The following is a 26097-nucleotide window of genomic DNA, read 5'->3' on the forward strand; positions in this document are numbered from 1 at the left end:
GTGTGTGCCCGTCCGACATCGCCGCGCGATGTCCGACCACAGGTGCAGCAGCACATGACCGCATGGCGGGAGCGTGATCCGGAACCCGCCGGCCGGTCGCGCGACCTCGGTGCCGCGCAGCACGGCCAGTTCGCCGACGAGGGGCCAGCCCGAGCCGGTGGACCAGCCGGGCAGGCCCGCGCCGAAGGTGGCGTCAGCCTGCCCCGGCCCGCTGAACAGCATGCTCAGGCCGCGCAGCGAGGAGCGCAACGGCAACTCCTACCGGCTCCACCAGCTCGCGGCGAAGTACGAGAGCCCGTGAGGGCATCCAGGCGGGATACGAAGGCCCCTCCGCCGCGGTGCAGGGGCCTTCGTCCCTGAGAGGGGGTGCCCCAGTATGTTCGCCGGGCCCGTGCGCGCGCCGTTGAATGCCGCCCACACGAGCGCCGTGTCCGCTGGCCTACGCCTACGAAGCGCTGTCCGCGCCGCCGAGCGAGAGTTCTGGCGTACTTCCCTTACGGCATGCCCCGACGCCCCGCGTCCTCATGACGGGTTCAGAGGCGCGGGCTCCTCAGCGGTGGCTCCGCGCCGCCCCAGGAGAAGGCATACGGGTCCGAGCCGCCCGCGTACGAGCAGGTGATTCCGGTATCAGGCAGGTCGAACTCCTCGCGCAGCCAGCCGTCCATGGCGAGGGCGGCGACCTCCGGCCGGTAGTCGGCCAACGGGAAGTCGAGGGAGACGATCCGCAGGTGGACACCATCCGGATGCCGGGTGCGCAGCTCTTCGGCACGGAGCGCGACGCCGAAGGAGAGCCACGCCAGGTCCTCCCAGTACATGCCCGTCGCCGGAAGCAGGAGGCGCACTCCTCGGTGGATCCCCACGGAGGGAGCCGAAGCTTCACCCGGGGGTAGGGTCTCGGCCGAAAGGTCCGCCGCCAGTCCGCCGAGCGGACTCCTGAGCCGATATCTGAATTTTCGACTTATTTCACTCAATCCACGAACTTGAGAAGATGGAACGCGAATTGTGCGGCTGCGCTCCGGCCTCGCTGTACAGGCGGCTATGTTTCTCGAAGAATTCGTCCATCTTGTCGGGCGTCATCTTGGTGATATCTACCTTGTTCATCATGTTGAAGTCGTCCGCGGACACCTTGAAGGTGATGATCTCCACCTCCATGTCCCGCCGCGAAGGCGTTCCGCGTAGCGGACCGCCTCGTCCAACGTGCCCCAGGAGTAGACTCCCTCGCCCCACTGCCAGCCGTGGTAGCGGCGGACCTGGTAGTCGTCCAGACCGCATTCTTGCTTGGCGGTCTGGAAGCGTTCCTCGACCGCCCATCGGGCGCCGGCGATGCGGATGAGCTCGTCGAGCGTGGTCTGGGCGGGGCAGTAGGCGCTGTAGTACGAGGTCTCCTCGGGCCGGCGGGCACTGCGGCGGGCGATCACCCAGTGGGCGGCGGTCTGCGGTGCCAGGGCCGGACCTCGATCCTGGCCCAGGCGTAGATGCGCGGGCCATGGGCACCGTGAAGAGGTCGTGGACGGGGTGGTCGATGGCCCAACCCGGGTGACGACGGGGTCATGGCGAGTGGTGGCCATTACGTGGAAGAAGTCCGCCTGTCGAACAAGACGCACAGGACTGCGATGATCTGAGGGCCAAGACCATGCCCGGCCGCGTCGGTCAGCCGGGGCCGATCCGCGACAAAGGAGGATCACCGCACAGTGCGCATCCCGTCCCGATTTGACCGGTGCAGACAGGCGTCCTTTGGGCAGGCCATCGCGTGACCACAAAGACCACAGGCCGAACGGCCGCGATAGAAGCGTTACTTGACGCGGCGACCAGACCCGTAGTGATCAACCTGACGGGTCCTGTCGGCAGCGGGAAGTCGGCGATCCTGGCCGAACTCGCCACTGTTGTGCCCGTGGTGGACGGCATCTGCAACGAGGACGACCTGGACCGACTCGCGCTCCCGGCCGGAGGCCCGGTTGTCGTGGCCAGCCGTCGTCCGCTGCCGTCGTACCGTGCGTGGCGTCCGGGGGTCGAGGTGATCGGTGTCGAAGCCGGGCCATGGCCGGATGAGGAGATCGGCCTCTTGGCCGACGGGCTCGGGGTCACCCATCCGCACCTGCGTGACGGCGTGCTGCGGCTCGCGGGCGGCAACGTACTGCTCGCCTCGGCTCTCTGCCGAGCCCTGCACGCTGCGCCGGGCAGCGTGCCGGGCGCGCTCGACGCCGCAGCCGACGCCGCGGCGCGCGAGGTGTGCGAGCGGCTCGGGGACGAGGTGGCCGGGATCGAGCGGGCGCTGCTGCTGGTCGCTGCCGTGGGGCAGTGCGACGCAGAGCTGCTCACCCAACTCGGTGAGGGCGGAGCGGTGTTCGACCGCCTTCGCGCATGCAGCGTGGTCGTTCCGGACGCGCTCGGACTGGCCGTGGCCGAACCGTTTCGCACCGTCTTCGACCAGGCCCAGCGCTGGCGCACGCCCGTGGCCTACCGCTCGGCGCGGACGCTGGCCGCCGCGCACCACACGAGGCTGATACCCGCCGAGCACAGTGGCGCCGCAAGAGGCGATCGGATGGCCGGATCGCTGTTCGCGTCGTTGGACGGGCCGGTGCGGCGGTTGTTCAGCCCGGTGACGACGCCCGTGCACGTCCGTCCGGCCCGCGCCGACGACGCGTCCGACGTCGGCCGGCTGGTCCGCGTGTGGGCGGAGCGCGGCGGCATGGACGTCCGGCGCTCCGAGCGGCTGCTCGGGTCGCTGTTGCACGCCGTGCCCGAAGGCGTGTACGTCGTGTGTGACCGGGAGGACCGACCGGTCGGACTCAGCAGCACCGCGCCGATTCACGACGCGACCGTGGCGGTCCTCGAACCGCTGCTCCAGCAGCACGCGGACGCCGCGTCCGGCGGTGGGCTCTTCATCGGCCTCGCGGTGTACGAGGAGCGGCAGGAGGCGGCCCGGTCGGCGCTCTTCCGGCACTTGCTGTCCACCGCCGTCGGCCGGGGCCGGCTGGTCACCTCGACGCCCTCCCCCGAGTACCAGGCGCTCTACGAGCACGTCGGGGTCCGCGCACACGGGCAGCTCCGCCACGACGTGTACGGCGGGGGCTCCGCCTGCCGGGTGTACTCACAGGACTTCGCCGGCGAAGGCGGGGTGTCGCCCTGGCTGGAGCGGCTCAGACTTCCGTCTCCGGCCCCGGTGCTGCCCGACGACGCGGCCTGGCTCAGCCGCCGCATCCGTGAGGCGCTGGACGCCCTGCACCGCCCGCAGCTGCTCGCCCGCAGCCCGCTGCTGCCGGTGGCCGGCGACCCGGCCGCACTGCGCGAACTCCTCGAATCCGGCGTGCAGCACCTGCTGAACAGCACGGTCGCGACGGAGACGGAAGCCGGGCGCATCCTGTCGCAGTACTACGTGGAGCGGTGCGGCGGGCACGAGTTCATCGCGAACCGGCTGCACCTGAGCCGGGCCACGTACTTCCGCAGACTCAACCAGGGCCTCGCCCTGCTCGCCACCGTCGTCCTCGCCAGGTGCAGGCCGGTGACAAGCTGACACCGACAGGTGTCCGCCACCCCTCCTGCGGGCCGCGGACACCTGTCCGTCCCGTCAGACCCAGATCGTCCGGGCACTTGCAGAGCGGGGATGACAGCACGTACGAGGTGAGGGACCAGCTCGTTTCGCCCGGCTGTGGGAGGACCACCGGCAGTCACTGTCCCCCGAGGGCTTCCGCGGTGTGGACTTCGACGGCGTGGACCTGGCCCTCCTGGACGCCGACGTCGCCGACCTGGTGCACAGGGAGCTGAACGACGGGCTCGACGACAGCGGCATCGCCTGCCTCCGGGGTTGCATCGCCGACCTCGAAACAAGATCGTTGCCCTGATCGACGAAGAGTGCTGCGCCTGTTTCTTCACTGCCCGCCTGTGCCCTGCTCGCCCTTATGGGGCGACCTTCGCACGTGTCGTGCGAAGCCGTGAGGTGATCGCGATGCAGTCGCCGTCCGTGTGGCCTTGCCGGGCGTCGACGCGGTACAGCAGGGCGTCTGTGTACCTGCACCTGGGCGCCAGGGTGCCACGACCAGAAACCGGGCGGGGGCCCGGGTGGCGGGCGTGACGAACGGGTACACGAGCGCACCGCGGTTTCTGGCGGGCCGCTGACGCAGAGGCACGGCCCCCGGTGGGGGCCGGGGGCCGTGCTCACGTGCGTCCGGGGGTTCAGAGGCCGAGGGCCGAGCCGCGCCAGTTCTGGTACGGACGGGCGTCGGAGCAGTCCCAGATGACGAGGCGGGTGGCAATCCAGACGGTGGTCACGTCCACGCACTTGCCGGAGTGGACGCTGCGCAGCTTGCCGCCGGGCAGCAGCTCGAACTGCTGGTTGGCGGCGCCGTGGCAGGAGTTCAGGCCCAGGCGCGAGCCGTTCTCCGTCTTGGCGTACTGGACGTCCAGGCAGTGCCCCATGGAGCGGATGGTCTTGTCGGGCTCCAGGACCCACATCTGGTTGTTGCCGCCGTGGCAGTTGTAGAGCTGGACGATGGCGCCGTCTTGGGTGCTGCCGTCCTTGACGTCCACGCACTTGCCGTTGGGCACGGCGACGATCGGGCCGGAGCCTGCCGGCGGCGGCGGGAAGCAGTGGATCTTCTCGATGGCCACGTACACGTCGGCGTACTGCCAGATCGGCGTCGGGATCTCGGTGGTGCGGCAGAGGTGGGCGGGGTACCCCTCGGCGGCTGCCTTGGCGTAGGCGGCGTCGTGGGCCAGCCGCTGGGCGTAGGGGAGCTGCCCCCAGCCCTCACCGATGAAGTACTTGTCCGTGGTGGGCACGGGGGTCTCGGTGGTGGCGGCCATGGCCCCGGAGGGTGTCACGAACAAGCCCACGAGCATGACCATGAGAGCAGCCGCGAGGGTGCGGGCCAACTTCACTGTCGAGTCCTTCCAATGGCGAATGAATGTGTGATGTGCACCTGACAACCGAGATCGGGAGGGGTCGACCCCCGTCCGGATTCCGGTAAGGACGACGCTACCGACCGGACGGGCCGCCGCAGTCTCACGACAGTCTCAACCCTCCTTCCCTGCAAGCAATCTGAGTGACCGCCGGACGCCTGGGGTCGGCTGGGCGCGGGAAGTCACGGCTCGCCGCTGCGCTGGACGCGGCCACGACGGGCAGACTGACGCTGCCCTCGGGCCGGAGCTATCTCCTCGATCCCGGCCTCGGAGCATGACCTCGTCACCGAGGAAGGGCAGGTCCGTGTCATCAAGGACGGGGACCGCTATGTCGTGGCCCGCCGTGACGGTGTGCGCGAGGTGCTTGAGTCGGCGGACGACCACAGCTGGCGGCCCCTGCCGGTAGAGATCTGCGACCACGGCCGACGCGTGCGCCTGGAGTACACGTCGCTGCCGTCGAGCCGTGATCGCGTCAGCCACCTCCCTGCCCGTCGCCACACGGTGGAGCGGCGCCTGCGCCGGCGGGGGTGCCTCGGCGGGCCGGTCCGAAAGGGCTGCCCGGGCACGGGCGCGTTCCCTGGCGCTGGCGGCCGCCTTCATCCGCGCCTCGGGCCGGCCGGGCCAAGCTTCGACCGGGGGGTGACGGCGGCCAGGTGGTCGAGCAGCACCGGCAACAGCTCGGAGTCCGTACGCGGCCGCAGCCCGAAACGGGACGCCTCCTTGAGGACCTCGCTCACCGGGCGTCCCCGAACGCGGGCACCGGCTCCACGTCGGGGAGGGCATTCCACGGGAGGGTGTGCCGGGTGCCGGACCACATTCGGAGCGATTCCGGCGGCAACGAGCGGCCGCTCGGGGAGGAATCGGGCTCGTCACCGGCGTCCGACAAGGTCGGCGTACTTGCGTGCCGCGGTGCCCGGAGTACGTGAAAAGGCCCCGGAGTGGATGATCTCCGGGGCCTCATGGGGCGCGGTGAGGTGGTCAGCGGTGCTTGGAGGACGGAAGAACGCCGAACGTCGAACCGTCCGCAGTCTTTCCTGGCCGGGTGACCCCCGTGCCGTCCATCCGCACCTCGGCCGAGGTGCGGACGCGGCGGGGCCGGCCGGGGGGCAGTCCGGCTGTGGCGCGGTGTGTCTGCGTGGCTCGTGCGGCCGGGGCCTCTTCAATGGGCAGCCTCCTACGGAATCGGGCACCGTATGACCTCCGCACCTCACCAGCCACCGGCGCACGCAGCGGCCCGGTACACCCGCCGGGTCATGCTCATGGGCGGGTTCGCCGTGGCCGCCGGAGCGGCACTGCCCCTCGCTGCGGCCGGGCGCGCGTACTCGGCCGCCGGTCCGAACGTCATCGGCTGCGGCACCTGGGGGGCGCGGGCCGCGTCCGAGTCCGTCGTCATCCTGGCCAACCGCCCGGAGCGGATCATCGTTCACCACACGGCGACGGTGAACGTGACGGACTACTCGCAGCGGCGCGCTTTCGCCCTGGCCCGCGCGATCCAGACCTACCACATGGACGCGCACGGCTGGATCGACACCGGTCAGCACTTCACCGTCAGCCGCGGGGCCTTCGTGATGGAGGGCCGCCACAACAGCCTCGCGGAGCTGCGCGCCGGCACCCGCCAGGTGCGGGCAGCGCACTGCATCGGGCAGAACACGGTGGCGATCGGCATCGAGAACGAAGGCACGTACACCTCGCAGGCCCCGCCGGCGGCGCAGTACGCGGCGCTGGCCGACCTGTGCGCCTACATCTGCGGCCAGTACGGCCTGCCGGCGTCGGAGATCTACGGACACCGCGACTTCAACGCCACCGCCTGCCCCGGCGACCGCCTCTACGCCCTGCTCCCGACCCTCCGCAGGGATGTCGCCACCCGCCTCGGCACGGCCCTGTCGGATCCGGATCCGGATCCGGATGCGCAGCCGGTGCCGGATGCGGACCAGGTGTCGGACCCGGTGGGCGACCTGGTCCGTCGGGCCACCACCCAGCCGTCCGTGGCATGGTCGGATCGGGTCTCGGAATATCTCCCGGCGGGCCTCCTGCCCTGACGGACCGAAGCCGGCGGGGCCGCGCCGGGTCAGGCGGAGGGTGCGTTCCAGTAGGCCCGGCCCGGTACGGGTCGTCGGGGGGCGAAGAGCTGGGAGACGGTCACGGGGGTGAGGCCGCGCCGCCGCAGGCCGTCGATGATGTGGGGCACGGCCGGAAGGGTGCCCGGATACACGTCATGCAGGAGGATGATTCCGTTGCGCTGGGCACCTTGCAGGACGCGGCTCGTGATGATCTCGGGGGGGCCGGCGCTTGGTGCCCCGGCCGTGCTGGACCAGGTGGAACTGGGGGTAGCCGTCGGCTTCTCCGTCCTGGCTCAGGACGGCGCCCGGCGGTTGCAGATGCCGGTCGGCGAGCTCGACGAAGCGGCGCTGGGCTTGCTCGTCGGGAAGGACGGTGGCGGAGGCCAGCCCCTCGAGGAAGATACCGACGCGTGGATGGGGGGCTTCGAAGGCACCGAAACTGCTCGAAGAACTCCTCGGTCGACCAGTCGCCCGGGAACCTGAAGACGTGGCGGTTGATCAGGTCGCGGAGACCGTCTGTCCCTGCCATCGAGGCAGGTCGACTACCAGACGACGATCCCACCGCCTACAGCCTTGGCGCGAACCGCGGCGGCAACGATGTTGTCGAATCGCTGGGCAACATAGTCGGTGTCATAACCGCCCAGGCCGGCCAGGTTGTCGAGGTGATGACGGATGGACTCGCACTCCGCGAGGAAGTCGTCGATCTCGTCCCCCTCCACGTAGAGGTCGTCACCGTCGAGCCGCGGGAAGAACCGGGATCCCAAGTCCCGCATCACCGCGGATCCCCACAGTCGGGTCCGAGTGCTCTCGAAGCCCGCGAGTGTGTCGCCGTACTCAGGGTCTTCGAGGAAGTCGTGCCTGCCGTCGGCGTCGTAGACAAAGGTGTGTACGAGGAGAGTCATGAGCAGATTCTCCTGACCGGGCTCACACCACGTCGAACGCATTACGGGCTGTCAGGGCGCAGGGCGCAGCAGCTCGCGGGCCGTGCGCAGGACGGTCGCCGCGGGCTGGGGAACGCCGCTGGGGACGACCAGCGCGGCTGGTCGCGCCGGGCGTCGATGCGGCGGGTGCAGCACTGGCAGGTGGTGCGGAGTTGCTTGAGCCAGGTGCCCGTGTCCTTGGCGGTGAGCTTGGTGAGCTTCTTCTTGCCGAGGCCGGGGATGAGGTAGTGGTCGACGCCTGCGTTGTAGCGGGTGTGGGTGTTCTCGCGGAGGCGGTGTAATGATCAGTAAGTGCACCATGCGAAACCCTGCGTCGTGGCACCCTCTAAACGTACGTCGGCGGGTGCCTGTCGACCGATCGTATGGGGTGTGATACGCCCTCTGCCAAGGACGCGCCCGATGTGAGGTACTGGCCTTCAGGGAGGGGGGAGATATTGCCGGGTGTTGTGAGCAGGAGTGTGGCCGACGGAGTCGGGATGACTCGGGTGGGTGACCGGTGGCGGGTGACGCGGCCTTGGCCCGCCGGGCTGCAGCCGTATCTGCACAGCTATGCCGGCTATTGGGAAGCCGTGGCCTCGCCGTTTCGGGTCCGCCTCGTGCCCACCGGCCGAGCCGTCCTGGTGATCAGCCTGGGGGAGCCGTTCACCCAGGTCCGTCGACTCCAGGAACCGAGCTCGTCAGGCGGAGCGATCGGTTCGCTGATCGTGGGCCTCGATGACGGGCCCCGGCTGTGTGACCACCCCGGCGGCCAGGAGGCGATACGGCTAGAGCTGACGCCGCTCGGCGCCTATCGGCTACTCGGCGTACCGATGCGCGAGTTGACGAACAGGGCGGTCGAACTGCGTGACGTCCTCGGTCCCGAGGCCGACGAGCTGGCGGAGCGCATGGCGGCCACCGATGACTGGGCGACCCGCTTCGACCTTCTCGATTTCGTGTTACTGACCCGACTCGAGCGGGGCCCGGAGCCCGCGCCGGAAGTGAACCACGCCTGGCGGCTGCTCGCCCGCGCGGACGGGGCGATCCCGGTCGCGCGCATCGCCGCCGAAGTGGGCTGGAGTCAGAGCTACTTGGTCCGCCGCTTCACCGAACAGATCGGCCTGACACCCAAGGTGTCCGCCCGCGTCCTGCGCTTCCATCACGCCGTACACCTCCTCGGGCACAAGGGTGCGAGTCCCTCCGAGGTGACGGCCTCCTGTGGGTTTTACGACCAAGCCCACCTCAATCGAGAGTTCCGTGCCCTGGCCGGGACCACCCCGGGCCAGGTAGCGGCGGCTCGCATCGCGGAGGGTGCCCTCGCCCAGTGAGTGGCGAGGTCATTTCTGTCCAAGCCAGGCCGTCCGCACGTCGCTAGGATCCCCGGCAGTGATCTTCGTCCCCGAAGGCAGTCCGCCAAGTTCAGAGGTGTCCGAAATGACGTATCCGAATTCGCCGTATCCGAATTCGCCGGCGGGCCCCGAGTGGCGGCCCAGGCGCGGTAAGCGATGGCAGCGCTACAAGGTGTCGCGCCCGGCCTCCCCGCAGGACCTGTTCGGGCTGTGGGGGGCGATCGCGGCCGTGGTGGCCCTGGCGGTGTTCCTCGGGTGGGCGCTCGACATGAAGGGCGGTGCGGTGATCGTCTTCGCGATCCCGCTCATATCGTCCTGGTACGACTCCCGGCGCATCCTGTTCTACTTCAGCCCGGCCAGAGTGCAGATCGGGAACGTGATCCTGCCGTGGAGGGATGTCACCCAGTTCGTCGCGGCAACGCCCCCGTACGGTGAGCACGCCTTGATCGGGGTGCGGTTGCGGCAGGGCATGACCCTACCGCCCGGATCGAACGTACCGCCGCCGAACCCGGCCATGCCGGCCCCGCTGTACGTATCCGTTCCACGGCACCAGGTCGATGTGGCCAAGATGGTCTCCAAGGCCCGCAAGTACGGCCCGCCGCACATCCAGATCGTGGTCGCCGATCCGTCCGGCGAACGCATCGCCTCCTGAGACCCACTCCGCGCAGCCAACCCCGCTTCGTCGAGCGCAAGATCTCGAACTGCCGGGCCAAGACCAGCCACCACCGCAAGTGGCCCCAACCCATCCGACCCCCGGCAGAAGCCACCGCCGTTCCACCTCCATAAATCAACGGCATTGCGCCTAACTGATCATTTCAGAATGAGTTCGGTCTGGCCCCGTCTCCACGAGGTGCTGCTGGTCGAGCTTCGCGGCGCCAGGCTCCTCGGGATGGACGATTGCTCGATCGACGGCTCCCACGTCCGAGCCCTCAAAGACATCTCAGGGAGCCAAGAAGTCGAGCTTCCTGCCCAGCGGAGAGCGCGAGTAGTGGGCTGAAGGCGTGGTGTTCGTCGTAGTACTTGCCGGTCTGGAGGCAGTGGTGGAGCCGGCCGAGGAAGCGGTTGAGCAGGTTGCGTTGAGCGGCGTTGTGCCAGTCTCCGTGTTCGCGTCGGCGCCAGCAGTGAGCGTCGGCCCCGGGTGAGGCCTGGAGGGCGGCGAAGGCCCAGAGGAAGCCGGCGTTCATGAGCCGGTTGTTCTTGACGAAGCGGCGGCCGACGAAGCGCTTCTTGCCCGAAGCACGCGTGATTGGGGCGGAGCCGGCATAGGACTTGAGGGCTCTCGCGTCGGCGAAACGATGCCGGTCGTCGCCGATCTCGGCGAGCACCCTGGCACCGAGCAGGGAGCCGAGGCCAGGGAAGCTGAGCAGGATCTCGCTGTCCGCGTGCGGGTGGAAGCACTCTTCAGCGGCGGCTGCGAGGTCGTCCGCTGTCTGGCTGGCCGCGGACAGTTGCAGGAGCAGGGCCTGCAGTTGCCGGCCGAAGGCGTCTTCGACCGCTGGAATCCGGCGAGCGTGCTCGGCGCGGAAGACCGTCTGCAGGCGTTCGGCTTCCGTGTCGCAGGAGCGGGTGCGACCACTGCGGTTGGGGGCGGCCCGCAACTGGGCGAGGGTGAGCCAGGCGGCCTTGGCCCGGGCGGGTGCCAGGGCAAGAACAATCCGGGCGTCGGGCCGGGTCAGTCCACCCTTCTTGCTCTGGAAAGCGAGAAGAGCGCCCGGGCGGATCGCTCGCCTCCAGGCCGTCCCTGGCCTGTTACATCGACAGGACTGGACCAGGCGCGACAGACCACGCGACGCGCCGTGCCACACACGGCGCCACGTCCTTCGGCGGCACGACGATTGGAGCGTCGGCAGCGGCCGCCGTGGTGGCGGCCCGCGTCATCATGATCATCACGAGGCGGTTCTACTGGTCACCACGGCACCGGCAACAGCGCGCGGAGCAGCAGTTCACTCCCCCGGGGCGGCCGATTCACCGCCAAAAAAAACGCCACTGCACCTACGGCTGGACGAAGGGGCGGAGAATTCGGCCCGCGCCCGCCGATCAGCCAGCGCTGTGCAACGGATGCCGCCGCCGGGGTGCCACTCCATCACCGGGCCAGCCGCGTCCCCGTGTTCGGTGCACCAGGACACCGGGACCAGGCCGCCGCAGCCGTACCGGCGCCACGCGCACCCCTTGGCCGAGCCGACGGACGGCACCACGTGCCGGACCACCCCGCCCCCGCCCGTTCCGTTCCGTTCACGCGAAGACCTGTGCGGTGGGTCTACACCCCCAACGCAAGGCCGGGGCAGCGCCCCTGCATGATCGTGCAGGGGCGCTGAGCGTCCCTCGTCCGCAAGTGGTCGGGCGGGACATGGAAGGACTGAGTGTGGCCAAAAGGCGCAGCTTTCACCCGATCCCGAGACGCCGCCGCAGCCTTATGGTCTGGGAGCGAATGGCCGTGCTCACTGCCAACGGCGGTAAGTGCGCGTATTGCGCCCGCCGCGACGGGACAACCGTGGATCACCTCATACCCTTCGCTGACGGGGGCTCGGATGATCTCGACAACTTCGTGCCGGCCTGCTCCCCGTGCAACAACAAGAAACGCAAGCGTGACCCTGTGGTGTGGTACCTCGCAACAGCAATGGCCGGGGAGTGGCGCGGGAAGGGCACGATCCATGGCGGAGCCGGGTACCGCGACCTCAGCCTTCGGGACCTGTACCTCGAACGCCACGAAGAAGCGCTCGGCTGGCTGGAGCGCCTGGAAGAGGTGACCGCGGAAGTCAGCAACCACGACAGGCGGATGTGGTTCCTGAACCGCTTCTTCCACCTGGGATACCCCCAGGGCGGAATCGGAGTGGACTTCTGGCTGGGCTGGTCGAAGGACAGCATCGCCGAGGCTCATAAGAACGGGTTCCCCCCAACGCCTGGCTAACTGATCGTTTCAGAACGAGTTGAGCTGCGGGCCCTACCCTCAGCGATCTTGGTTCGGCAGGGTGTCCGGATGCGTGCTGATCTTGTTCCGGACGACCTGTGGGGGCGGGGGCCCCGCTGCTGCCACGCGCCCCGAGCCGCGTCCGCGATGGCGCTTCCGGATGCTCAGCCGGGACACAGCCGCGTAACCGTCGCACTCCTCACGCACGCACCGCACCAGCCGCCTGCGCGCACACGAGGGCCAAATGCACTTCGGCGGGGGGCGTCGGGGGGGCCCGCAGGCCCCGCCGACCCGGCTAGCTGCGCGGCCGGCCGCCCCGGCCCCGGCGGAGCGTCACAAGCGCCTTGACGGCCTCCAACAGGCCGCCCGTTACCCCGGACCACTCCGGCGCCCAATCTGCGGCCAGCGCTTCCGCCACCACCGGGGCGAGGGCAGCCGCCACCCTGAGCGCCGACGCGCCGGAGACGTGCGGCGGCCGCGCCCTGCCCGAACACCGGGACATCCTCAACGCCCACGTCCAAGCGCAGCCGCTTGAAGCGCAGCGGGTGGCGCAAGACGCCGCCCCGGTCGATCGAGCGGTCGGCGCTGATCTCGGCCACCAGGTCGGGGCGGACCAGGCGCACGTCCAGGACGTCACGCTCCCCCACGTCGCGGTGAACGTGACGCCCTCCCAGGGGTGTCCGGGATCGGCGGCGGCCAGGTGCTCCGCGACCAGGCGGGCCGCCTCCGGGCGCAGCGGGACGGTGAGGCCGACCGCGCGCAGCCGGCCGCCGGTGTCGTGGCGGCCGAGGACGAGGAGCTGGGGGCGGGTGAGGGTGCCGGTGATGGCGCCGATGATCGCCTCGATGGTGTCCCGGCGGCGGACCTTGGTCCAACCGCCACGAGACCCCGGCATGTAGCGGCTGGTCAGGGGTTTGCAGAGGATGCCCTCTACGCCGGACACATCCGTCCACAACTCCAGCCACTCCCGAGCCTTCGCCGGATCCGTGGTCATCGGGCACAAGGTCCACGGGGCCGTCGGGCGTAGTCGGCGAACAGGGCCTCCAGGTGGGCGCGGCGCTCCACATACGGCAGATGCAGCAGCTCTTGGCCGTCGATCTGCAAAACGTCGAACACCACGAAAAGACCGGCAGGTTCGCGGCCAACGAGCCAGAGATGATGCCGTTGACAACCCAGCATCTCGCGGCTGGCCAGCCGCGCAGCCACACACTTGACCTCTACTGCCCGCTTCGTATCGCCATCACCAGCCACACGACCGGTCCCGCTGCCAGAACGATCAGCAGCAGACAGCACGGAACCGGGGACGGCCCCTTGAGGGGTGACTGGGCTGCTATTTGCGGAGCCACTCGGCGCACGTCATCGGCGTGATACCACCTCTTGCCGGCGGACCCTGTAGTGGTCATCCAGCTCTCCGTATGGATCCGCACCCCATGGGCCAGCGCATTCACATACACCGAGCGAGTACCGACGCCCGGCCACAAAGTGTTCACCTGGCGCTCCGTCAGCCAGTCGTCCCTCTCGTCCGCCATATTCCGCCCTTACCCCCAGCAGCCGATGACACGACATCATGAACTGTCCCATGGACATGCCTAGTTGGCCCCCCATCGCTCCTCGGGGTTCCGACGCGGCGATCCGCTTCCCCGGCCCCGAACGCCTGGCGCGAGCGGGTGTGGCCCTCGTCATCGAGAACGGGCGGTCAGGGTCTGACCGCCGCCCTACCGCGAATCACGGCGCCGGGGCGTGAGCACCGTTGGTGCAGTCAACAAGCCGACCGGGTGCGCGCTACGGCGCTCCCGCCAACCCCTTTTCTCTCGGGAGGGATTGGCTGTGGTGTGACGTGAGGTGAGGCGGGTTCGTTGAGCTCCTGGGACTCGTTCTCGGGGGTTGTGGCTCTGCGGCGGGCTGTTGCACGACTCGATGCCGGAGTTGCTGATGCGGGCGCTTCCCGTGGTGATGCCGTCCGGGCAGACGCGCGGCAGTCGGCACGTCGCTGTTCCAGCGGCTGATCGCTGCCGCAGCCGCGCGCCGCAGGGATGAATCCTCAAGCAAGAGGGCGCCAACGTAGCCGTCCAGTGCCGCCGCCCCGGAGCCGGCGAACGTCCGCAAAGTCGACCGGGCGGCTCAACGGGCCCGAATCGCGGCAGGCCCCACACCACCTGCCGCCGGTTGCATCGACGGGTGCTCCCGGCCGGGGAGCGCCACGGGCAGCCCGGGGTTAGCCGGCACCCGAGCCGACCGAGGCCGAACCTCCGGAGGTCCAGCGGGAGTTTGGCTGCGGCCGATCACGCGTGCTGCGCTCGGTGCGCAGCACCACCATGACCCCCGCCGGGCCGAGCAGAGCCTTCAACGCGTCGGCGAGCCGCTGCGGGTCGCCGCCGAACGGGAGCTCGAGCCGCTCCCGGGCGCCCCGTAGGACGATTTCCAGCGCGAGCGTGGAGACGGCCGGCTTGTAGTCCCCCTGGTACGGCTCCACCACCTTGTGCGTCAGCAGCACCTGGCGCAGGGTTTTGACGGGCAGCCAGACGTCCGGCCCGGCAGCGCGGACCAACCGCAGGGACGCGGGCACCCTGGCCGGCGCGAACTCCACCCGCTGGATGTCCCGGGCCCGGGAAGAGGCCAGTGCCGGCCAGCCGATCAGGTACTCCAGCCCGGCGATCACCCCCACCACCACGAACACGGTCGACGCCCGCGCCCCGGCCAGCGCCATCCAGAAGGCGACGACCAGGGTCGGCGCGCCCAGGGCGAGCGGAGTGAGCAGCGCCAGCCCGGCCGAGGTCAGCGCGTTCCACACCGGCCCGGTCGGGCCGGCGCGCAGGACCAGATCCGTCGAGTCGGGGCCTTGCCTCAGCAAGGGATCGGTGGCCATGCCTCCAGCGTAGGACCGGTCCGCAAGAGCGCCTCGGCCATATCCGGCCGATGGAACACGACTTCTGACGGCCCGTAGCCTTCAGTCGGCGGGCGCGGCGGACTCCCAGGGCTCGAACACCGGCGGCTGATCGAGCCGACGGCTCCTCGAAGCGGTGGGGCCGCGACCGGGACGGGGGTCCTGTCGCGGCCCCACGGCGCCGTGCCCGCCCCGCACCCCGCCCCACCGTTCTTCGAGTACTCGAACCGCCGATGACACCACAGCTGTTGCAGCGACTGGCGTTGGCGGTCCGCGCGCTGAGCTGCACAAGCCGACCTTCGTCTGCCTCGCGCCACACCGTCTCCCCCGGAGAACTCTCTGTGGGAGGCGTGCAGGGCAGCGCGGGCGGCGCAGTACGGGAGCTGAGTCGTGTCCGTCCTGCCGCCCGACCTGCCTCGGCTGCGGACGCCGGTCATCTACCTACGCGGCGAACTCGGCCGAGCCGAGTGCGCGCTGAGCGCCGCCGAGGAGGCCGAGGCCCTCGCCACGTCCCGGCGCCCGCCGAAGGAGCCGCCCGCGTGGCTGGTCGAGCACGGGATCGGCACCGGCCGGCTCCCAGCCCGCGTACACACCGGGAACTGCTGGGACACCGGCAACCACTGCACTCCCGCCGACCCCGAGCAGATACGGCGGCTGCTGACCCAGGGCGTACCCGCCTGTATCCACTGCCGGCCCGACACCGCACTCGGAGTGCTGGAGTGACCGGATACCGGCACGGTGAAGGGATGAGCCCCGACCTGCGCGTGATCGTCTACCCGCCGGATGCCCAGGGCGCGCGCCGCGTCCGCTGCGACGGGGAAATCCTCGGCCGCGCCCTCGGCCCCGGCGACCTCCTCGAGTTCCAGGTCGGCTTCCCGTCCGCGCGCGCCCGCCCGCAGGCCCACGAACAGCGGCGCCATGCGTTCGGTGCAGGCGGCGACATACAGGCGGATCCCGCCGCCGTCCCCGCCACGCAGTGCCTCCGCTACGGCCTCCTCCACCAGCGTCTTCACGCCCTCCCCCAACCCGTTCGAACAGATCGACAGGCTACACATGGGACTGCGGACCTCAGCTTGACGAGTGAGGACCCTGAGGTGTCTGGGCCGTCATCACCCTCATGACCCGCCGCATCACCCAGCAGAAGAAGACCCCCGCAGTCTCCACCGCGAACCTCACCCAAGCCGCCTGAACCCGCATATGACCTTCGGCACGAAAACGGCTTCGTCGTTACGACCAGAACTCGTCGTACGCCTTCTGGTCGGACCACAGCCCCCGTGCCTCGGTGATCTGGCCATCCCGGATGCTGAAGACGATCACGTAGTCCATGTCGAGCTCTTTGCCCTCGCGTGAGGCCGTGGCGTGGAGCAGGGCGACCGTGTGCTCGTCGTTGGCGAGCACGTCTTGAAGTTGGGGGCGGTAGGTGCCGTCTGTCAGCTGGAATTCGCGCTGGAACAGAGCGAACGTGGCATCGCGGCCACGGTATGTACCCGACAGTGCGACGGCAGCGTTGCGGTCTGCGCGAGCCAGCCGGGCGCGGCGTGCGGGGCGTTCTTCAGCCACGCCACGTAGCGGGCCACCCCGTCGGCGATGGCCACCCGCGGTTTCCAGCCCAGGATGTTCTCCATGCGGCGGATCAAGGCGTATCCGCCGAGCGGGTCCCCGGCCGGCAGCGAGGTCTCCAGCATCGGCGTGCCGGGGTAGTGGGCGCGGACCAGGTCGGCGACGTCGCGGATGCTGGTCGCCACGCCGGTGCCGATGTTGAGCGTCTCGGTGTGCGCCCGGGGACTGGTCAGCGCGCGCAGCGTGCCCTCGGCGATGTCGTCGACGTGGGTCAGGTCGCGGACCTGGCGGCCGCCGCCGTTCAGGTGCAGCGGCAGCCCGAGCGAGGCGCGGGCGGCGAACCAGGCCACCACCCACGAGTGGCTGTTCGGCTTGACGGTCTGCGGCTCCCCGTAGACGGAGAAGTAGCGGACGATCGCGTACGAGATGCCGACCTGGCCGAGGACGAGCGCGGTCTGCTCCTCGCCCCACGCCTTGGTGTTCCCGTACACCGACACCGGCCGCATGCGGTCGCCCTCGTGGAACTGGGGCGGGATCCGCTCGCGGACGGCCTCCAGCAGCCGGCGCATCGTCAGCAGCTCCTGGCTGTGGGCCTCCTCGGGGCTGCCGTCGCCGTAGACGCTCGCGGAGGACACGAACACCATCCGCCGGGTCCAAGCTCGCCAACGGCTACAGCGTCCCCGCCCGTGGGCGCAGCCATCACCGACGCAGCCAGGCCGGTGGCCGTCCGACGGCCCGTACGGATACCCATGTCCCCTCCATGCGTCCTGGCCGAAGTGGCACTCGGCCGAGCGTGCACGGCCAGTTGACAGCTCTGGCTGGCCTCGGTGGGCGTGCGGTTGCAGTCAGACCAGGGGGCTGCTGTCTTCGACATAGACCTTGATGGACCCCTCGTAGTCTTCCGCGTAGGCGGTGGCTGTTCCGCCAAGCTCGCGGACGCGGGCCATGGTGCGGTCGAAGAAGTCCCTGCCCGACGGCCACAGGCAGGCCAGGAGCAGCTCCTCGTGGCAGGCGATGAGCTGTCCGTTCTCGGCGCGCAGCGTGATGGGAAACAGGTGGTCCTGGGTACAGGCGGCGAGTTGCTGGCGGGCGCCGGGCTGCCAGGGGGCCCAGTGTCCTGTGAAGGGGAGGATCTGGCCGGGATTGACCGTCCGGGCGTGGGCAACGGCCATCTGCTGCAGATCTTCCCACCAGGGCATCAGCAGGCGTATGCCGCTGTAGCTGTAGATGAGGTTGCGTGAGGCAGTGATGACCTGCGGGTAGTCGGCCTTTCGCTTGCGGTATTCCGCCGGGTCCACCTTGTGTAGTTCCACGTAAGCGTGGCACCCGAGGGGGCGCCCGGTGGCGTACGCCAGGCCTCGAAGGGGTCCGCCGAGCGAGCGGAGATTGCGGTCGTACATGTACCCAAAGTGCCGTTCGTGGTCGCTTCCACCGTGGGATGGGGGTGCGGCCACGCTGATGGCCTTGGGGTTGTAGTCGTTGTCGGGGCGCGGCACGAGCTGCACCTTGACGGGCAGCACGGTCTCTCCCCTTCCGGGCGTCCTGCGGATACGGTCCAGTCCGCCGGAGGCGACCTCGTGCCCGATGAAGGCGCGGAAGGCGTCCTCGGCGGCCCCGTCCCAGACCGACACTCCCAGAGCGAATTCGTGGTGTTTGCTCGGCGGGATCAGCACGAGCCCGGTTTCGCGGTCAACAACGATGGCATCCTGCGCCGTACCCACAAAGCCTGCCCTTTGTTTGCTGTCGAATGCTGCACCCGGCACATCGCTCGGCCACCGGCTACCCTCTCGCGGACGGACGGTCACCGGTCGGCGAAGTAGGGCTGGGGTGACGATATCCCCAGGTCACGCGTGCGGACCGGGCAGGGCCGGCGTACGGGAACTCGCTCGACGCCCCGGCCAGGTGTGCCGCCCGGCTGGTCAGCCGGAGACAGGTACTGCGGTCCGGGCGAGAACGTCCTGTCGGTGGTTGTCCCATCCGACGATGGGGAGCATGTCCGCCAGCCGCGCGGCAAGGTCGCGAGCTGCCTGCGGGCCCTGGTCCAGGAGGAGCAGCCAGGCGCCGTAGGCGTTGCGGGCCGCGCCCCGGCTGTCGGCCCTGGGGTGGGCCCTGGTGGCCCGGCGGCGCAGGGCGGTGAGGATGAAGAGTTCGGTGGTGTCGCGCCAGTCGGTGCGATGCCAGAGCACACGTTCCCAAGGGATGCCGCCCGCCGGCCCGTACGGGCCGGTGCGCAGCACCGCGGCGCGCAGAGCTGCCAGGATCGAGGCCCGGGACAGATGGCCGGGCGTAACCGCGGTACCGGTGATGGCCTTCGTCGCGACATCGATGAACCACGCCACCCACGGGCGCACCACCTCCCCGTCCGCGTCAACCAGGAGCGACGCCTGGAAGAAGATCCAGCCACTCCGCAAAGTGCAGCCTCTACGGCGCAATAGGGCGGGGCACTCGACAAGTCCATGGCTGGCGGGATTCTGAGAGCGACAACAGCGCCCCACGACCACGGCCGCCGGCTACACCCCATAGTCACCGCACCCGCTGCCCAGCGAAATCGCACACCGATGACACCGAACACACCGCATCAGAACGTCACCACCAGGAGGAGACCCACCCCTGACCGGCAACAACGTCAGCCAACCCACGGCGACGACAACTACCGCAGCAACCCAGCGACAATCAACCGCGGTGTCGCATCCACCTGAAGGTCGCAGAAGCCATCGCGTTCGCCGACAAGCTCCCCAGACCTGATTCCTCCCGGCCCTCCCGGCCCTCGCGGAACTGCATACCGGCTGGGGGACATGACCCGGCAACGCCAGCGGCACGTGGGAACTTTCTCGAACGGCGAACTCCAGGGCGCCGTCACTACGGCCGACTGCAAGCTGCAGCCATCCGCCGCACCGACCGCACCTGCGCCCCAAGCACCCCGCTCACCCTCCTGGGCATCACCGGTACTCTGGGCGCCGTCAGCACCACCGACCCCGTCTGACCAGCAAACTCCTTCGGTGGATTCGCTCAAGGTCTGACTCCGGAACAAGAGCAACACGATGACTCGCCCACAAGGCGTGACTGTCCGCATGCCCGCCCGTGTCCACCGGCCCCCAGGCTGGGCCGTCTCTTTCGGATCTTGCCACCATTGCTACTCCCGTGCCCGACCATCAACACGCCTGACGGCCTCCCGGCCAAGAACAGCCTGAATGGAGTTCCCTTGCTCTCGCCCCGCAGACTATTGGTACCTGCCATTACCCTGGCCTCTTTGTTTGCTCTGTCCTCGAGTCCGGGAGCCTTGGCCGAGGACCAGAGCAGCCGCATGCCGCTCGGCCCTATCACTCTGCAGACCAATCTGGGTCCCCGCCAGACCCTTTCGCCAGGTGTCACCTACCAGAAGTACTGGCAGGGCCAAGCGAGTGACGAATGGTCGGTGTGGCTGCAGATACCCATCAACGCCACCGAATCCGGCTGGCAGGTCGGTAATAAGGCCTACGCCGACAAACTCGTCCAGGAACTCGCGGCCAGCGAAACCCCGTTCGAGGGACGCGTAGACACCTTTGAGGCACCCTCCACGGTGGATACACCCGCTGCTCCGTCCGTGGGGTACACCGTCCGGGTGGGCCGTTTCGAACCGGACCAGCGGGCCGAAGCCGACGAGCTCATGGTTCGGCTGAAGAACGCGGGCTACCCCGGGCGCGTCGTCTATACAGCCGAGGACGGCAAACCCAGCACCGGTCCCTGGGAGGTGCGGGTCATCAAGATTGCGCCTGATGCCCCGGTCTCCCTCCAGGCCGTACACGGTGAACAAGTACGAACCGCCGAGAGCGTGCGCGACATGGCGAAGCTCAGCCAGGCTCTCGTCGCCGTGAACGGAAGCGAGTTCGACATCACCGGCGGAGCCGGCATGGACGGCGACCCGCAAGGCCTGTACCTGAAGACGAACGGCAAAACCACCGACCTGCTCAGCGAGGCCAACAACGGCCGCACGGCCCTCCTCCTGGACGGCGCCGACTCACGCGCACGCGTCGCCGAAATCACGACCAGGACGCAGGTGAAGGCCTCGGACGGATCCACGCGCGCCGTGGACGGCATCAACCGGTTGCCCGGCAGGGTCCTCGGCTGCGGTGGCATCGGCGGTGACCTCCGCGACGACAAGATGCCCTCGCTCGCGCCGTGGCGCAACATCCTGTGCACGGACGAGAACGAAGTGGTCATCTTCCGCCCGGAATGGGGAACCACGACTCCCTCGCCCCGCGCAGGAGTGAAGAGCATCGATGTCGTCATGGACGGCAGCTGGGTCGTCAAGCAGACGCGCAGCCCGGCGGGCGGCCCGATCCCGGCGGGATCGCGGGTATTGCAGGGCATAGGAGAAGGCGCGGACTGGCTGGAAGCACACGCAGCCATCAACAGCGTGTTCACGCCGACCACCAGCGTCCTCGACGCCGACGGGAAGTCGGTCACCAGCCCGATGCTGTCGGCCGTGGCTGGTGGCGGACCCGCCCTGGTGCGCAACGGAGAAATCTTCATCAACACCGCCGCGAACGGCATGACCAACTACCAGGGTGCCCCCAACAGCAGCGTCGTGCAGCGCCACCCGCGCACTCTCGCCGGCGTCACTGCCGCCGGCGAGGTGCTCCTGGTGACCATCGACGGCCGCAGCGCGGAGACCAGCGTGGGCGTAACCCTTCACGAAGCTGCAGACGTCATGAAATGGCTCGGTGCGAAAGACGCACTCTCGCTCGGCGTCGGTGGGGACACGACCCTGATAGCCAACGACATCCTCTACAACAGGCCGAGAGACGCCTGGGGCACACAGAACCTCGAGCGCAAGGTAGGGACCGCAGTGGTGGTCAAGCCGAACTCATGAGTTGTGGGCGGTGATCGCCCCGTTGCTGTCCCCTCGCGGATGGGTCGTCCGGTGCGGGACCGCAGGCAGGTGGTCAACGGGATTCGGGGTATTGGGGTGTCGCCCAGCTCCTGGATCGCCGGGTCGATGACCCCCCTCAGCACGTGTCGCTTTCCGCCCCTTCATCGACGTCATCACCGACATCGAACACGACCTCTTATGCAGTACATCGAGCGGGAGGGCGGCGGCGCTCCGGGGCGGGCCCATGTCGAGCACCTTTCCGACGGGACCGAGCACCGCACCGGAGTGTGGCCGGCCAGCCAGCGCCAGCGACGCGACCGGCTCGACCCCGCGGAGCTCGAAGCCCTCGCCCACCTCGGGATGGGCTGGGCCGCCTCGTGATTGCGGGGCAATCACGCGAGTGATTGCCCCGCAATCACCCCTCGCCTGTTCCAGGAAACTGGAACGGGGCGCCGTCGGCGGGGCCGGTTTTGCGCCGTCCCGCCGGGGCCGACCGGGACTGACGGGACTGAAATCCGGGATTGGGTTCACGGGCGCGGGTGGCCGTGGCCCGGCGGCGGGTACCCCCGGTCCGGGTTGCCGCCGACACCCGGCAGCACGATCCGCTCGAACGACGCCTCCTCACTCAGCGCCCGCACCCCCGCCTCCGTGTCGAAAGCCTGGTCCCCGCGGCCGCCACCAGCCGCAACGACCCCTCCTCATCCGGCACACACCGCGGACCCCGCGGCCGGGCCGCAGGGTTCAGGGCGTCCGAACCGCACGCGCTCTCCCACAACAGCAACGCGGCCACCATCGCCAAGGCCAAGCCCACCGCGGGCCGGCCCGACTCGCCAGCCAGCCAGCCGCACCCGGCCAGGACCGTCCCCGTCACGCTGCCCACGGACACGCGCCGCTGACTGCCCGACATCACCATCGCGCCTCCCCCGGTCAGGCCGGAGGCGGGGCGGACTCCGGCCGGTACACGGCGCCCCGGTACAAGGTGGCCACGCCTGCCGTGACGGCCAGCGCCGTCAGGACAAAGTCCGCCCGCCTGCACCAGCGCGAGGTGGCCCGCCCGCCACGCGGCCGCGAGCAGCGCGCCGGTCACCAGCAGGCCCTCGACAGCCTTCAGGTCCCGGCCCGACAGCGCCCACCAGGCCGCCCGTACCCCGTCCGCGCACGCCCGGACGCCCCTTCGTCCACGCCCGCCTCCGCCGCCGGGCGCGTGGGCGTCCGCCGTCACCGGCTCCGCCCCGCGCTCTTGGTGGGCGCGGTCTGTTGCCGGCAGGCCAGTACGGCGGCTTCGGCCGGGGCCGGCTGTCCGGGGGCCGCGGCGGTGGGGGTGGTGGTGGAGCGGGAGCGGGCCGCCGGGAGACCCGTACCCGAGACGAGGGTGCGGACGGCGCGGACAGCGGAGTCTCACGGTCAGTGCAGCGTCGCGTCCACGAGCCCCACGCCGACATCGCCTGGGCAGAGGGCCTGGCCGCCGCCCGCGGGTAGGCCGCCGGGCACGGCCACAAGACTCGCGCCGCTGGACGCCGCCTACCAAGGCGCGGCGGTGCCGTAGACCCGGCCACGCAGCAGCTCCTTATCCCTGTCCATGCATCCCAGCGTCCCAGCCGACACCGACAGCGGAGGCTTGCCCAGGGTCGCCTAAACCGTTCACCGCCTTCCCCCACACCACCCCCGCGGTTGGTCCGTCTCAACAACGCGATGGGTACCGGCGGGGTGGCCGAGTGGCGCGGTGGGACTTCGCCACCGACGAGTTCCGGTCCCACACCCACCATCACCAGTGGCGCGCGACCCCGCTCAGTTGCCGGGAGGAAACGCCCATGTGGTCCACAGGCGCGCATGCGCGAGCGTGCGCCGGGCGCACACGCACACGTGCGCGGAGGCTTGGAGTGTTTGGGGCACACATTCGCCTCCTCCGTCCCGTTATCACCTCAGGTATCACTTGTAAATATCCCTACGGAAGCAGGTCTTGACCGGTTCGCGCGATTCCTTCAAGAATGATTCCGGTCGCGCACAGCAAAAAAGCCTGTTCTCGTGCGCGCAGATCGAGAGGGTTTCCCGGTGGCACAAAAGGCCATTCGTTTCAGCTTGCCTGTCTCTAAACCCAGGTTAGCGTCTCTCATTCTTCTTCTGCTCGCTGCTTTCCTGGCGGTGTGCATCCCGGCGCCGCGCGCTGTTGCCGGCCCGCCGGCCCCGGCAATGACCCGATGTGTCGAACAGCAGGTACCGAACCGTGACGTCCCAGAAGTTGTTGTCTATGGGAACGGAGGAGGCAGCGAACCGGTCGGCGTCAACCCGTCGAACGTCTTGGATCCGGGAGACGTGTTCGTGATTATCCCGGACTTCGAAAGCCGCGTGAGCGTCTCGGGCGTGGGAGAGAATTACGGACCCAACGGCACCGGGGCCGCCGCGGACACCAGGTGGCCGTACCCGGGCCTGTTCCAGCACTCAGCGGTGTTGCGGTTCAACAACAACCCGGGAGGCTGGGTTGGCGCACCCGTCCAGGCCACCGCTTTCCAGCGGTGTACAGCGTGGAACAGCAGCTTCCCGGTACGCCTTCTCTTCGGGGTAAACGATCCGAAACTCGACGACAACGGCGGTATGTGGAAATTTCGGGTGAAGATCTACAAGGCTGCTGTGTCCGCAACGAACGCCATGGACCGATGTAGCCGAAACGCACCCGCAAATGCGCCGGGGGACCGTGATGAGATGGTCAAAGTATGGGGGAAGGAGGCTGGAAGCTTTCCGTCGGGAACCAACCCGGATAACGCCCTCTCCCAGGGTGATGTCGTGCGGATTATCCCAGATCTCAAAAGCAGGATCGCAATCGACTATTTGGGGAACTGGGCAACCCCGAACGGAAACCTCCTGGCCGCACCGTCGACCGGATGGCCGTATCCGGAGCTGTTCCAGTTCTCCGCCGTCCTGAGGTTCAACAACAAGCCCGGGGGCTGGGTCGGTCCCCCAGCCCAGGCCACAGCGTTCGGCGGCTGTATGACCTGGACAGACAGTCGCCCCGTGCGACTGCTGTTCGGCGTAAATGATCCGGACGTCAGCGACAACTCATCGATGCAGTACCCGTATACCGACCTCTCATGGAAGTTCCGGGTCCTCATCTACAAGAGTTGAGGCCTGTCCCGAGAGTCCCGGCGCGGCCACTTCACGCGCGCCGACCGAGGGCCGCCGGCACGTCACTGTGCCGGCGGGCCCAGCGTAACGAGCCGGTGGGAGGGTTGCCCGCGCTGCCGGCGGAGGCTTGCCCAGCCCATCAGGAGGCTTGCCCGGGGCGGAAGTGGAGCGCCAACCGCGAGCCTTCTTGGCGGTCTCGGCGGCCTCCTGCTCCAGGCGGTCACACTCGGACTGGTCCGCGGCCGCGACCAGCGGTCGTTGTCGAACTTCGTCCCGCAGCCGGCGCAGGCCGGGCGGACGGCCTCGCGCTCGGCCCTCTTCCGCTCGGCCGCGCGGCGCAGCTGCTCCTGGTACTTCTCCTGCTGTGCTCGCGCCCGCTCTGCCCGGCGGGCGAGGACGGCGTCCCGGCGGGGGTTGCCGATCGCGTCGCGCAGGGGCTGCATGTGGGTGCGGCCGAAGCTGAGGAAGACCGGGCCGTTGGGGCGTACTCGCGCAGGTTGCGCAGGCCGGTCGCGATGATCGGGATCTTCCTGTCGTAGCTGCTGAACCCGTCGGCCGGCTCGCCCGATCACAGCGGCCAGGTCAGCTCCTGCAGCCGCGGGACGGTGCGGTTGGGATCGCGGGCCCCGACGTGGTCGAAGACGATCAGCACGGGCGGGTGCGGGGCCTCCCCATGCTCAGCGACGCGGGCCATCCAGCGGGTACGCCACATCGGCTTGTCCTTCCCGTCGGTGTCCTTGATCTGCCGCTTGACGAACCAGCGATGGGATCACCTAATCGCCGGCGCAGGCCACAAGCAGTGGCTGGAAGAAGCCCGTCTCCTGTGGCATCCGCCACTGGGGGTCGACGAACCCGGCCTCGGCTGCGAGGCCGGCCAGCCGGTCCCGCCCGAGTGCCCAGTAGGTCGTCCGGCGGACCTGGACGCGCCACTCTCCGCCTGCCGGAAGGAGCTGGAAGTGCTCCAAGTCGTAGTGCTCCCCGTCGTCGTGCCAGTGCCAGAGCTGGAAGGTGACGGTTCGCTCTCCGCCGTCGGCTTCGGTGACCTTGGAGACTTGCGGAGGTGCCGACGCCGGACGATCGCGCAGCAGGTCGTCGTAGGGCCGTGTGCTGATCAGCAGCTGGCCGCCGGGGCGCAGGACTCGGCGCATCTCAGTCAGGGCGGCGTTCACATCTTGCTCTGTCAGCAGGTGAGGCAGCGAGTTGTCGGCGCAGATGACAGTGTCGAACTGGCCGTCGGCAAACGGCAGGCGCCGCATGTCGGCGGCGGCCGTGCGCAGGCTCAGGCTCCGGCGGGCAGCCTCCCAGGCAGCGCGGGCGGCGGCGCGGGGGCTGATGTCGGTCCCGGTGACCCGGTGCCCGCGCAGCGCCAGGCCGATGGCCTGGGTACCGATGCCGCAGGAGCAGTCGAGCACCGCCGCGCGATCCTGGCCGATCACTGCGTCCAGGGCGTCCCCTGCCGACGGAGGCTCGCGTCCCAGTCTGAGTAGATCAGGTGGTAGTCGTCGGCCAGTTCGTCATAGAAGTGCGCCACTGATGTCTCAGGCATGA

25 protein-coding genes and 4 pseudogenes are annotated in these 26097 nt (G+C 69.3%); 11 read left to right on the top strand and 18 right to left on the bottom strand.

All coding sequences use genetic code 11. The features are described from left to right. Positions 1–73: 73 nt before the first annotated feature. Positions 74–301, top strand: coding sequence for a hypothetical protein (locus tag ACIP5M_RS08580; protein WP_401193715.1), 228 nt, complete (start codon positions 74–76; stop codon positions 299–301). Positions 302–533: 232 nt separating this feature from the next. On the opposite strand, the gene ACIP5M_RS08585 is transcribed toward ACIP5M_RS08580, so the two are convergent. The 3 genes and pseudogenes from ACIP5M_RS08585 to ACIP5M_RS08595 all read right to left on the bottom strand — a co-directional run. Further along, complete coding sequence (locus tag ACIP5M_RS08585) at positions 534–860, bottom strand: hypothetical protein (RefSeq protein WP_401193717.1); 327 nt, start codon at positions 858–860, stop codon at positions 534–536. Positions 861–963: 103 nt separating this feature from the next. Beyond that, the gene (locus ACIP5M_RS08590) at positions 964–1146 is read right to left on the bottom strand and encodes a hypothetical protein (protein ID WP_401193720.1); all 183 of its coding nucleotides are present in this window, start codon (positions 1144–1146) and stop codon (positions 964–966) included. A gap of 83 nt (positions 1147–1229) precedes the next feature. Continuing rightward, positions 1230–1595: pseudogene (locus ACIP5M_RS08595) on the bottom strand (IS701 family transposase); the annotation flags it as partial. Positions 1596–1819: 224 nt separating this feature from the next. On the opposite strand from ACIP5M_RS08595, the gene ACIP5M_RS08600 reads away from it, so the two are divergent. Then, positions 1820–3514 carry a hypothetical protein gene (locus ACIP5M_RS08600; RefSeq protein WP_401193722.1) on the top strand — a complete coding sequence of 565 codons (1695 nt, stop codon included), beginning with the start codon at positions 1820–1822 and terminating at the stop codon, positions 3512–3514. A 181-nt stretch (positions 3515–3695) separates the two neighbouring features. Next, positions 3696–3842, top strand: a complete 147-nt coding sequence (locus ACIP5M_RS08605) for a hypothetical protein (protein ID WP_401193724.1) — start codon at positions 3696–3698, stop codon at positions 3840–3842. 331 nt (positions 3843–4173) lie between these two features. On the opposite strand, the gene ACIP5M_RS08610 is transcribed toward ACIP5M_RS08605, so the two are convergent. Both ACIP5M_RS08610 and ACIP5M_RS08615 read right to left on the bottom strand, forming a co-directional pair. Beyond that, a complete protein-coding gene (locus tag ACIP5M_RS08610) occupies positions 4174–4878 on the bottom strand; it encodes an RICIN domain-containing protein (protein WP_401193727.1) in 705 nt (234 codons plus the stop codon). A gap of 617 nt (positions 4879–5495) precedes the next feature. After that, positions 5496–5636 carry a hypothetical protein gene (locus ACIP5M_RS08615; RefSeq protein WP_401193730.1) on the bottom strand — a complete coding sequence of 47 codons (141 nt, stop codon included), beginning with the start codon at positions 5634–5636 and terminating at the stop codon, positions 5496–5498. A gap of 456 nt (positions 5637–6092) precedes the next feature. Between ACIP5M_RS08615 and ACIP5M_RS08620 the strand changes: the two genes are divergently transcribed. Then, positions 6093–6938 carry a peptidoglycan recognition family protein gene (locus tag ACIP5M_RS08620; protein ID WP_401193733.1) on the top strand — a complete coding sequence of 282 codons (846 nt, stop codon included), beginning with the start codon at positions 6093–6095 and terminating at the stop codon, positions 6936–6938. A 174-nt stretch (positions 6939–7112) separates the two neighbouring features. On the opposite strand, the gene ACIP5M_RS08625 is transcribed toward ACIP5M_RS08620, so the two are convergent. From ACIP5M_RS08625 to ACIP5M_RS08635, 3 genes and pseudogenes are all read right to left on the bottom strand, one after another. Continuing rightward, positions 7113–7361 carry a hypothetical protein gene (locus tag ACIP5M_RS08625; protein WP_401195043.1) on the bottom strand — a complete coding sequence of 83 codons (249 nt, stop codon included), beginning with the start codon at positions 7359–7361 and terminating at the stop codon, positions 7113–7115. Positions 7362–7501: 140 nt separating this feature from the next. Continuing rightward, positions 7502–7861 (bottom strand): hypothetical protein, encoded by a 360-nt coding sequence (locus ACIP5M_RS08630; RefSeq protein WP_401193736.1) that lies wholly within the window; start codon positions 7859–7861, stop codon positions 7502–7504. Between the two features lie 131 nt (positions 7862–7992). Beyond that, positions 7993–8184 (bottom strand): annotated as a pseudogene (locus ACIP5M_RS08635) (site-specific integrase); the annotation flags it as partial. 192 nt (positions 8185–8376) lie between these two features. On the opposite strand from ACIP5M_RS08635, the gene ACIP5M_RS08640 reads away from it, so the two are divergent. Continuing rightward, complete coding sequence (locus ACIP5M_RS08640; protein ID WP_401193739.1) at positions 8377–9204, top strand: helix-turn-helix domain-containing protein; 828 nt, start codon at positions 8377–8379, stop codon at positions 9202–9204. Between the two features lie 58 nt (positions 9205–9262). After that, a complete protein-coding gene (locus ACIP5M_RS08645; RefSeq protein ID WP_401193742.1) occupies positions 9263–9877 on the top strand; it encodes a hypothetical protein in 615 nt (204 codons plus the stop codon). Positions 9878–10154: 277 nt separating this feature from the next. Here ACIP5M_RS08645 and ACIP5M_RS08650 read toward each other — a convergent pair. Next, a pseudogene (locus tag ACIP5M_RS08650) lies at positions 10155–10952 on the bottom strand (transposase); the annotation flags it as partial. A 701-nt stretch (positions 10953–11653) separates the two neighbouring features. Here ACIP5M_RS08650 and ACIP5M_RS08655 point away from each other — a divergent pair. Continuing rightward, positions 11654–12133, top strand: coding sequence for an HNH endonuclease (locus ACIP5M_RS08655; protein ID WP_401193744.1), 480 nt, complete (start codon positions 11654–11656; stop codon positions 12131–12133). Positions 12134–12428: 295 nt separating this feature from the next. Here the strand turns inward: ACIP5M_RS08655 and ACIP5M_RS08660 are convergent, their stop codons facing one another. From ACIP5M_RS08660 to ACIP5M_RS08670, 3 genes are all read right to left on the bottom strand, one after another. Then, complete coding sequence (locus ACIP5M_RS08660; RefSeq protein ID WP_401193746.1) at positions 12429–13127, bottom strand: hypothetical protein; 699 nt, start codon at positions 13125–13127, stop codon at positions 12429–12431. After that, positions 13124–13339, bottom strand: a complete 216-nt coding sequence (locus tag ACIP5M_RS08665) for a hypothetical protein (RefSeq protein WP_401193749.1) — start codon at positions 13337–13339, stop codon at positions 13124–13126. The genes ACIP5M_RS08660 and ACIP5M_RS08665 overlap by 4 nt, the downstream gene beginning before the upstream one ends. A gap of 1009 nt (positions 13340–14348) precedes the next feature. Beyond that, entirely contained in the window at positions 14349–14999 is a 651-nt protein-coding gene (locus tag ACIP5M_RS08670; protein ID WP_401193752.1) for a hypothetical protein, read from the bottom strand. A 408-nt stretch (positions 15000–15407) separates the two neighbouring features. Here ACIP5M_RS08670 and ACIP5M_RS08675 point away from each other — a divergent pair, with 408 nt between their 5' ends. After that, complete coding sequence (locus ACIP5M_RS08675) at positions 15408–15740, top strand: DUF6233 domain-containing protein (RefSeq protein ID WP_401193754.1); 333 nt, start codon at positions 15408–15410, stop codon at positions 15738–15740. Positions 15741–16244: 504 nt separating this feature from the next. Here the strand turns inward: ACIP5M_RS08675 and ACIP5M_RS08680 are convergent. From ACIP5M_RS08680 to ACIP5M_RS08695, 4 genes are all read right to left on the bottom strand, one after another. Next, positions 16245–16544 carry a nuclear transport factor 2 family protein gene (locus ACIP5M_RS08680; protein WP_401195046.1) on the bottom strand — a complete coding sequence of 100 codons (300 nt, stop codon included), beginning with the start codon at positions 16542–16544 and terminating at the stop codon, positions 16245–16247. Further along, on the bottom strand, positions 16448–17221 hold the full coding sequence (locus ACIP5M_RS08685; protein WP_401193757.1) for an NAD-dependent epimerase/dehydratase family protein: 774 nt from the start codon (positions 17219–17221) through the stop codon (positions 16448–16450). The genes ACIP5M_RS08680 and ACIP5M_RS08685 overlap by 97 nt, the downstream gene beginning before the upstream one ends. A 201-nt stretch (positions 17222–17422) precedes the next feature. Beyond that, positions 17423–18298, bottom strand: a complete 876-nt coding sequence (locus ACIP5M_RS08690; protein ID WP_401193759.1) for a hypothetical protein — start codon at positions 18296–18298, stop codon at positions 17423–17425. A gap of 198 nt (positions 18299–18496) precedes the next feature. Then, entirely contained in the window at positions 18497–18988 is a 492-nt protein-coding gene (locus ACIP5M_RS08695; protein ID WP_401193762.1) for a hypothetical protein, read from the bottom strand. Positions 18989–19857: 869 nt separating this feature from the next. Between ACIP5M_RS08695 and ACIP5M_RS08700 the strand changes: the two genes are divergently transcribed. The 3 genes from ACIP5M_RS08700 (at position 19858) to ACIP5M_RS08710 (ending at position 24549) form a co-directional block, all read left to right on the top strand. After that, on the top strand, positions 19858–21429 hold the full coding sequence (locus ACIP5M_RS08700) for a phosphodiester glycosidase family protein (RefSeq protein ID WP_401193765.1): 1572 nt from the start codon (positions 19858–19860) through the stop codon (positions 21427–21429). Positions 21430–21627: 198 nt separating this feature from the next. Further along, complete coding sequence (locus ACIP5M_RS08705; RefSeq protein ID WP_401195111.1) at positions 21628–21810, top strand: hypothetical protein; 183 nt, start codon at positions 21628–21630, stop codon at positions 21808–21810. A gap of 1671 nt (positions 21811–23481) precedes the next feature. Then, the gene (locus tag ACIP5M_RS08710) at positions 23482–24549 is read left to right on the top strand and encodes a hypothetical protein (RefSeq protein WP_401193767.1); all 1068 of its coding nucleotides are present in this window, start codon (positions 23482–23484) and stop codon (positions 24547–24549) included. A 568-nt stretch (positions 24550–25117) separates the two neighbouring features. Here the strand turns inward: ACIP5M_RS08710 and ACIP5M_RS08715 are convergent. Together ACIP5M_RS08715 and ACIP5M_RS08720 are read right to left on the bottom strand one after the other, a co-directional pair. Further along, a complete protein-coding gene (locus ACIP5M_RS08715; protein ID WP_401193770.1) occupies positions 25118–25261 on the bottom strand; it encodes a hypothetical protein in 144 nt (47 codons plus the stop codon). A gap of 61 nt (positions 25262–25322) precedes the next feature. Then, positions 25323–26095 (bottom strand): annotated as a pseudogene (locus ACIP5M_RS08720) (class I SAM-dependent methyltransferase). Between the last annotated feature and the right edge of the window lie 2 nt (positions 26096–26097).

It is taken from the genome of Streptomyces sp. NPDC088762 (assembly GCF_044750905.1).
Taxonomy (GTDB): domain Bacteria; phylum Actinomycetota; class Actinomycetes; order Streptomycetales; family Streptomycetaceae; genus Streptomyces.

Bases quoted from the DNA above. Each gene is read 5' to 3' on its own strand.
- ACIP5M_RS08630 (WP_401193736.1), bottom strand. From the start codon at position 7,861: ATGACTCTCCTCGTACACACCTTTGTCTACGACGCCGACGGCAGGCAC.
- ACIP5M_RS08705 (WP_401195111.1), top strand. From the start codon at position 21,628: ATGCAGTACATCGAGCGGGAGGGCGGCGGCGCTCCGGGGCGGGCCCAT.
- ACIP5M_RS08655 (WP_401193744.1), top strand. From the start codon at position 11,654: ATGGCCGTGCTCACTGCCAACGGCGGTAAGTGCGCGTATTGCGCCCGC.
- ACIP5M_RS08685 (WP_401193757.1), bottom strand. From the start codon at position 17,221: ATGGTGTTCGTGTCCTCCGCGAGCGTCTACGGCGACGGCAGCCCCGAG.
- ACIP5M_RS08670 (WP_401193752.1), bottom strand. From the start codon at position 14,999: ATGGCCACCGATCCCTTGCTGAGGCAAGGCCCCGACTCGACGGATCTG.
- ACIP5M_RS08660 (WP_401193746.1), bottom strand. From the start codon at position 13,127: ATGACCACGGATCCGGCGAAGGCTCGGGAGTGGCTGGAGTTGTGGACG.
- ACIP5M_RS08640 (WP_401193739.1), top strand. From the start codon at position 8,377: ATGACTCGGGTGGGTGACCGGTGGCGGGTGACGCGGCCTTGGCCCGCC.
- ACIP5M_RS08620 (WP_401193733.1), top strand. From the start codon at position 6,093: ATGACCTCCGCACCTCACCAGCCACCGGCGCACGCAGCGGCCCGGTAC.
- ACIP5M_RS08715 (WP_401193770.1), bottom strand. From the start codon at position 25,261: ATGTGGCGTACCCGCTGGATGGCCCGCGTCGCTGAGCATGGGGAGGCC.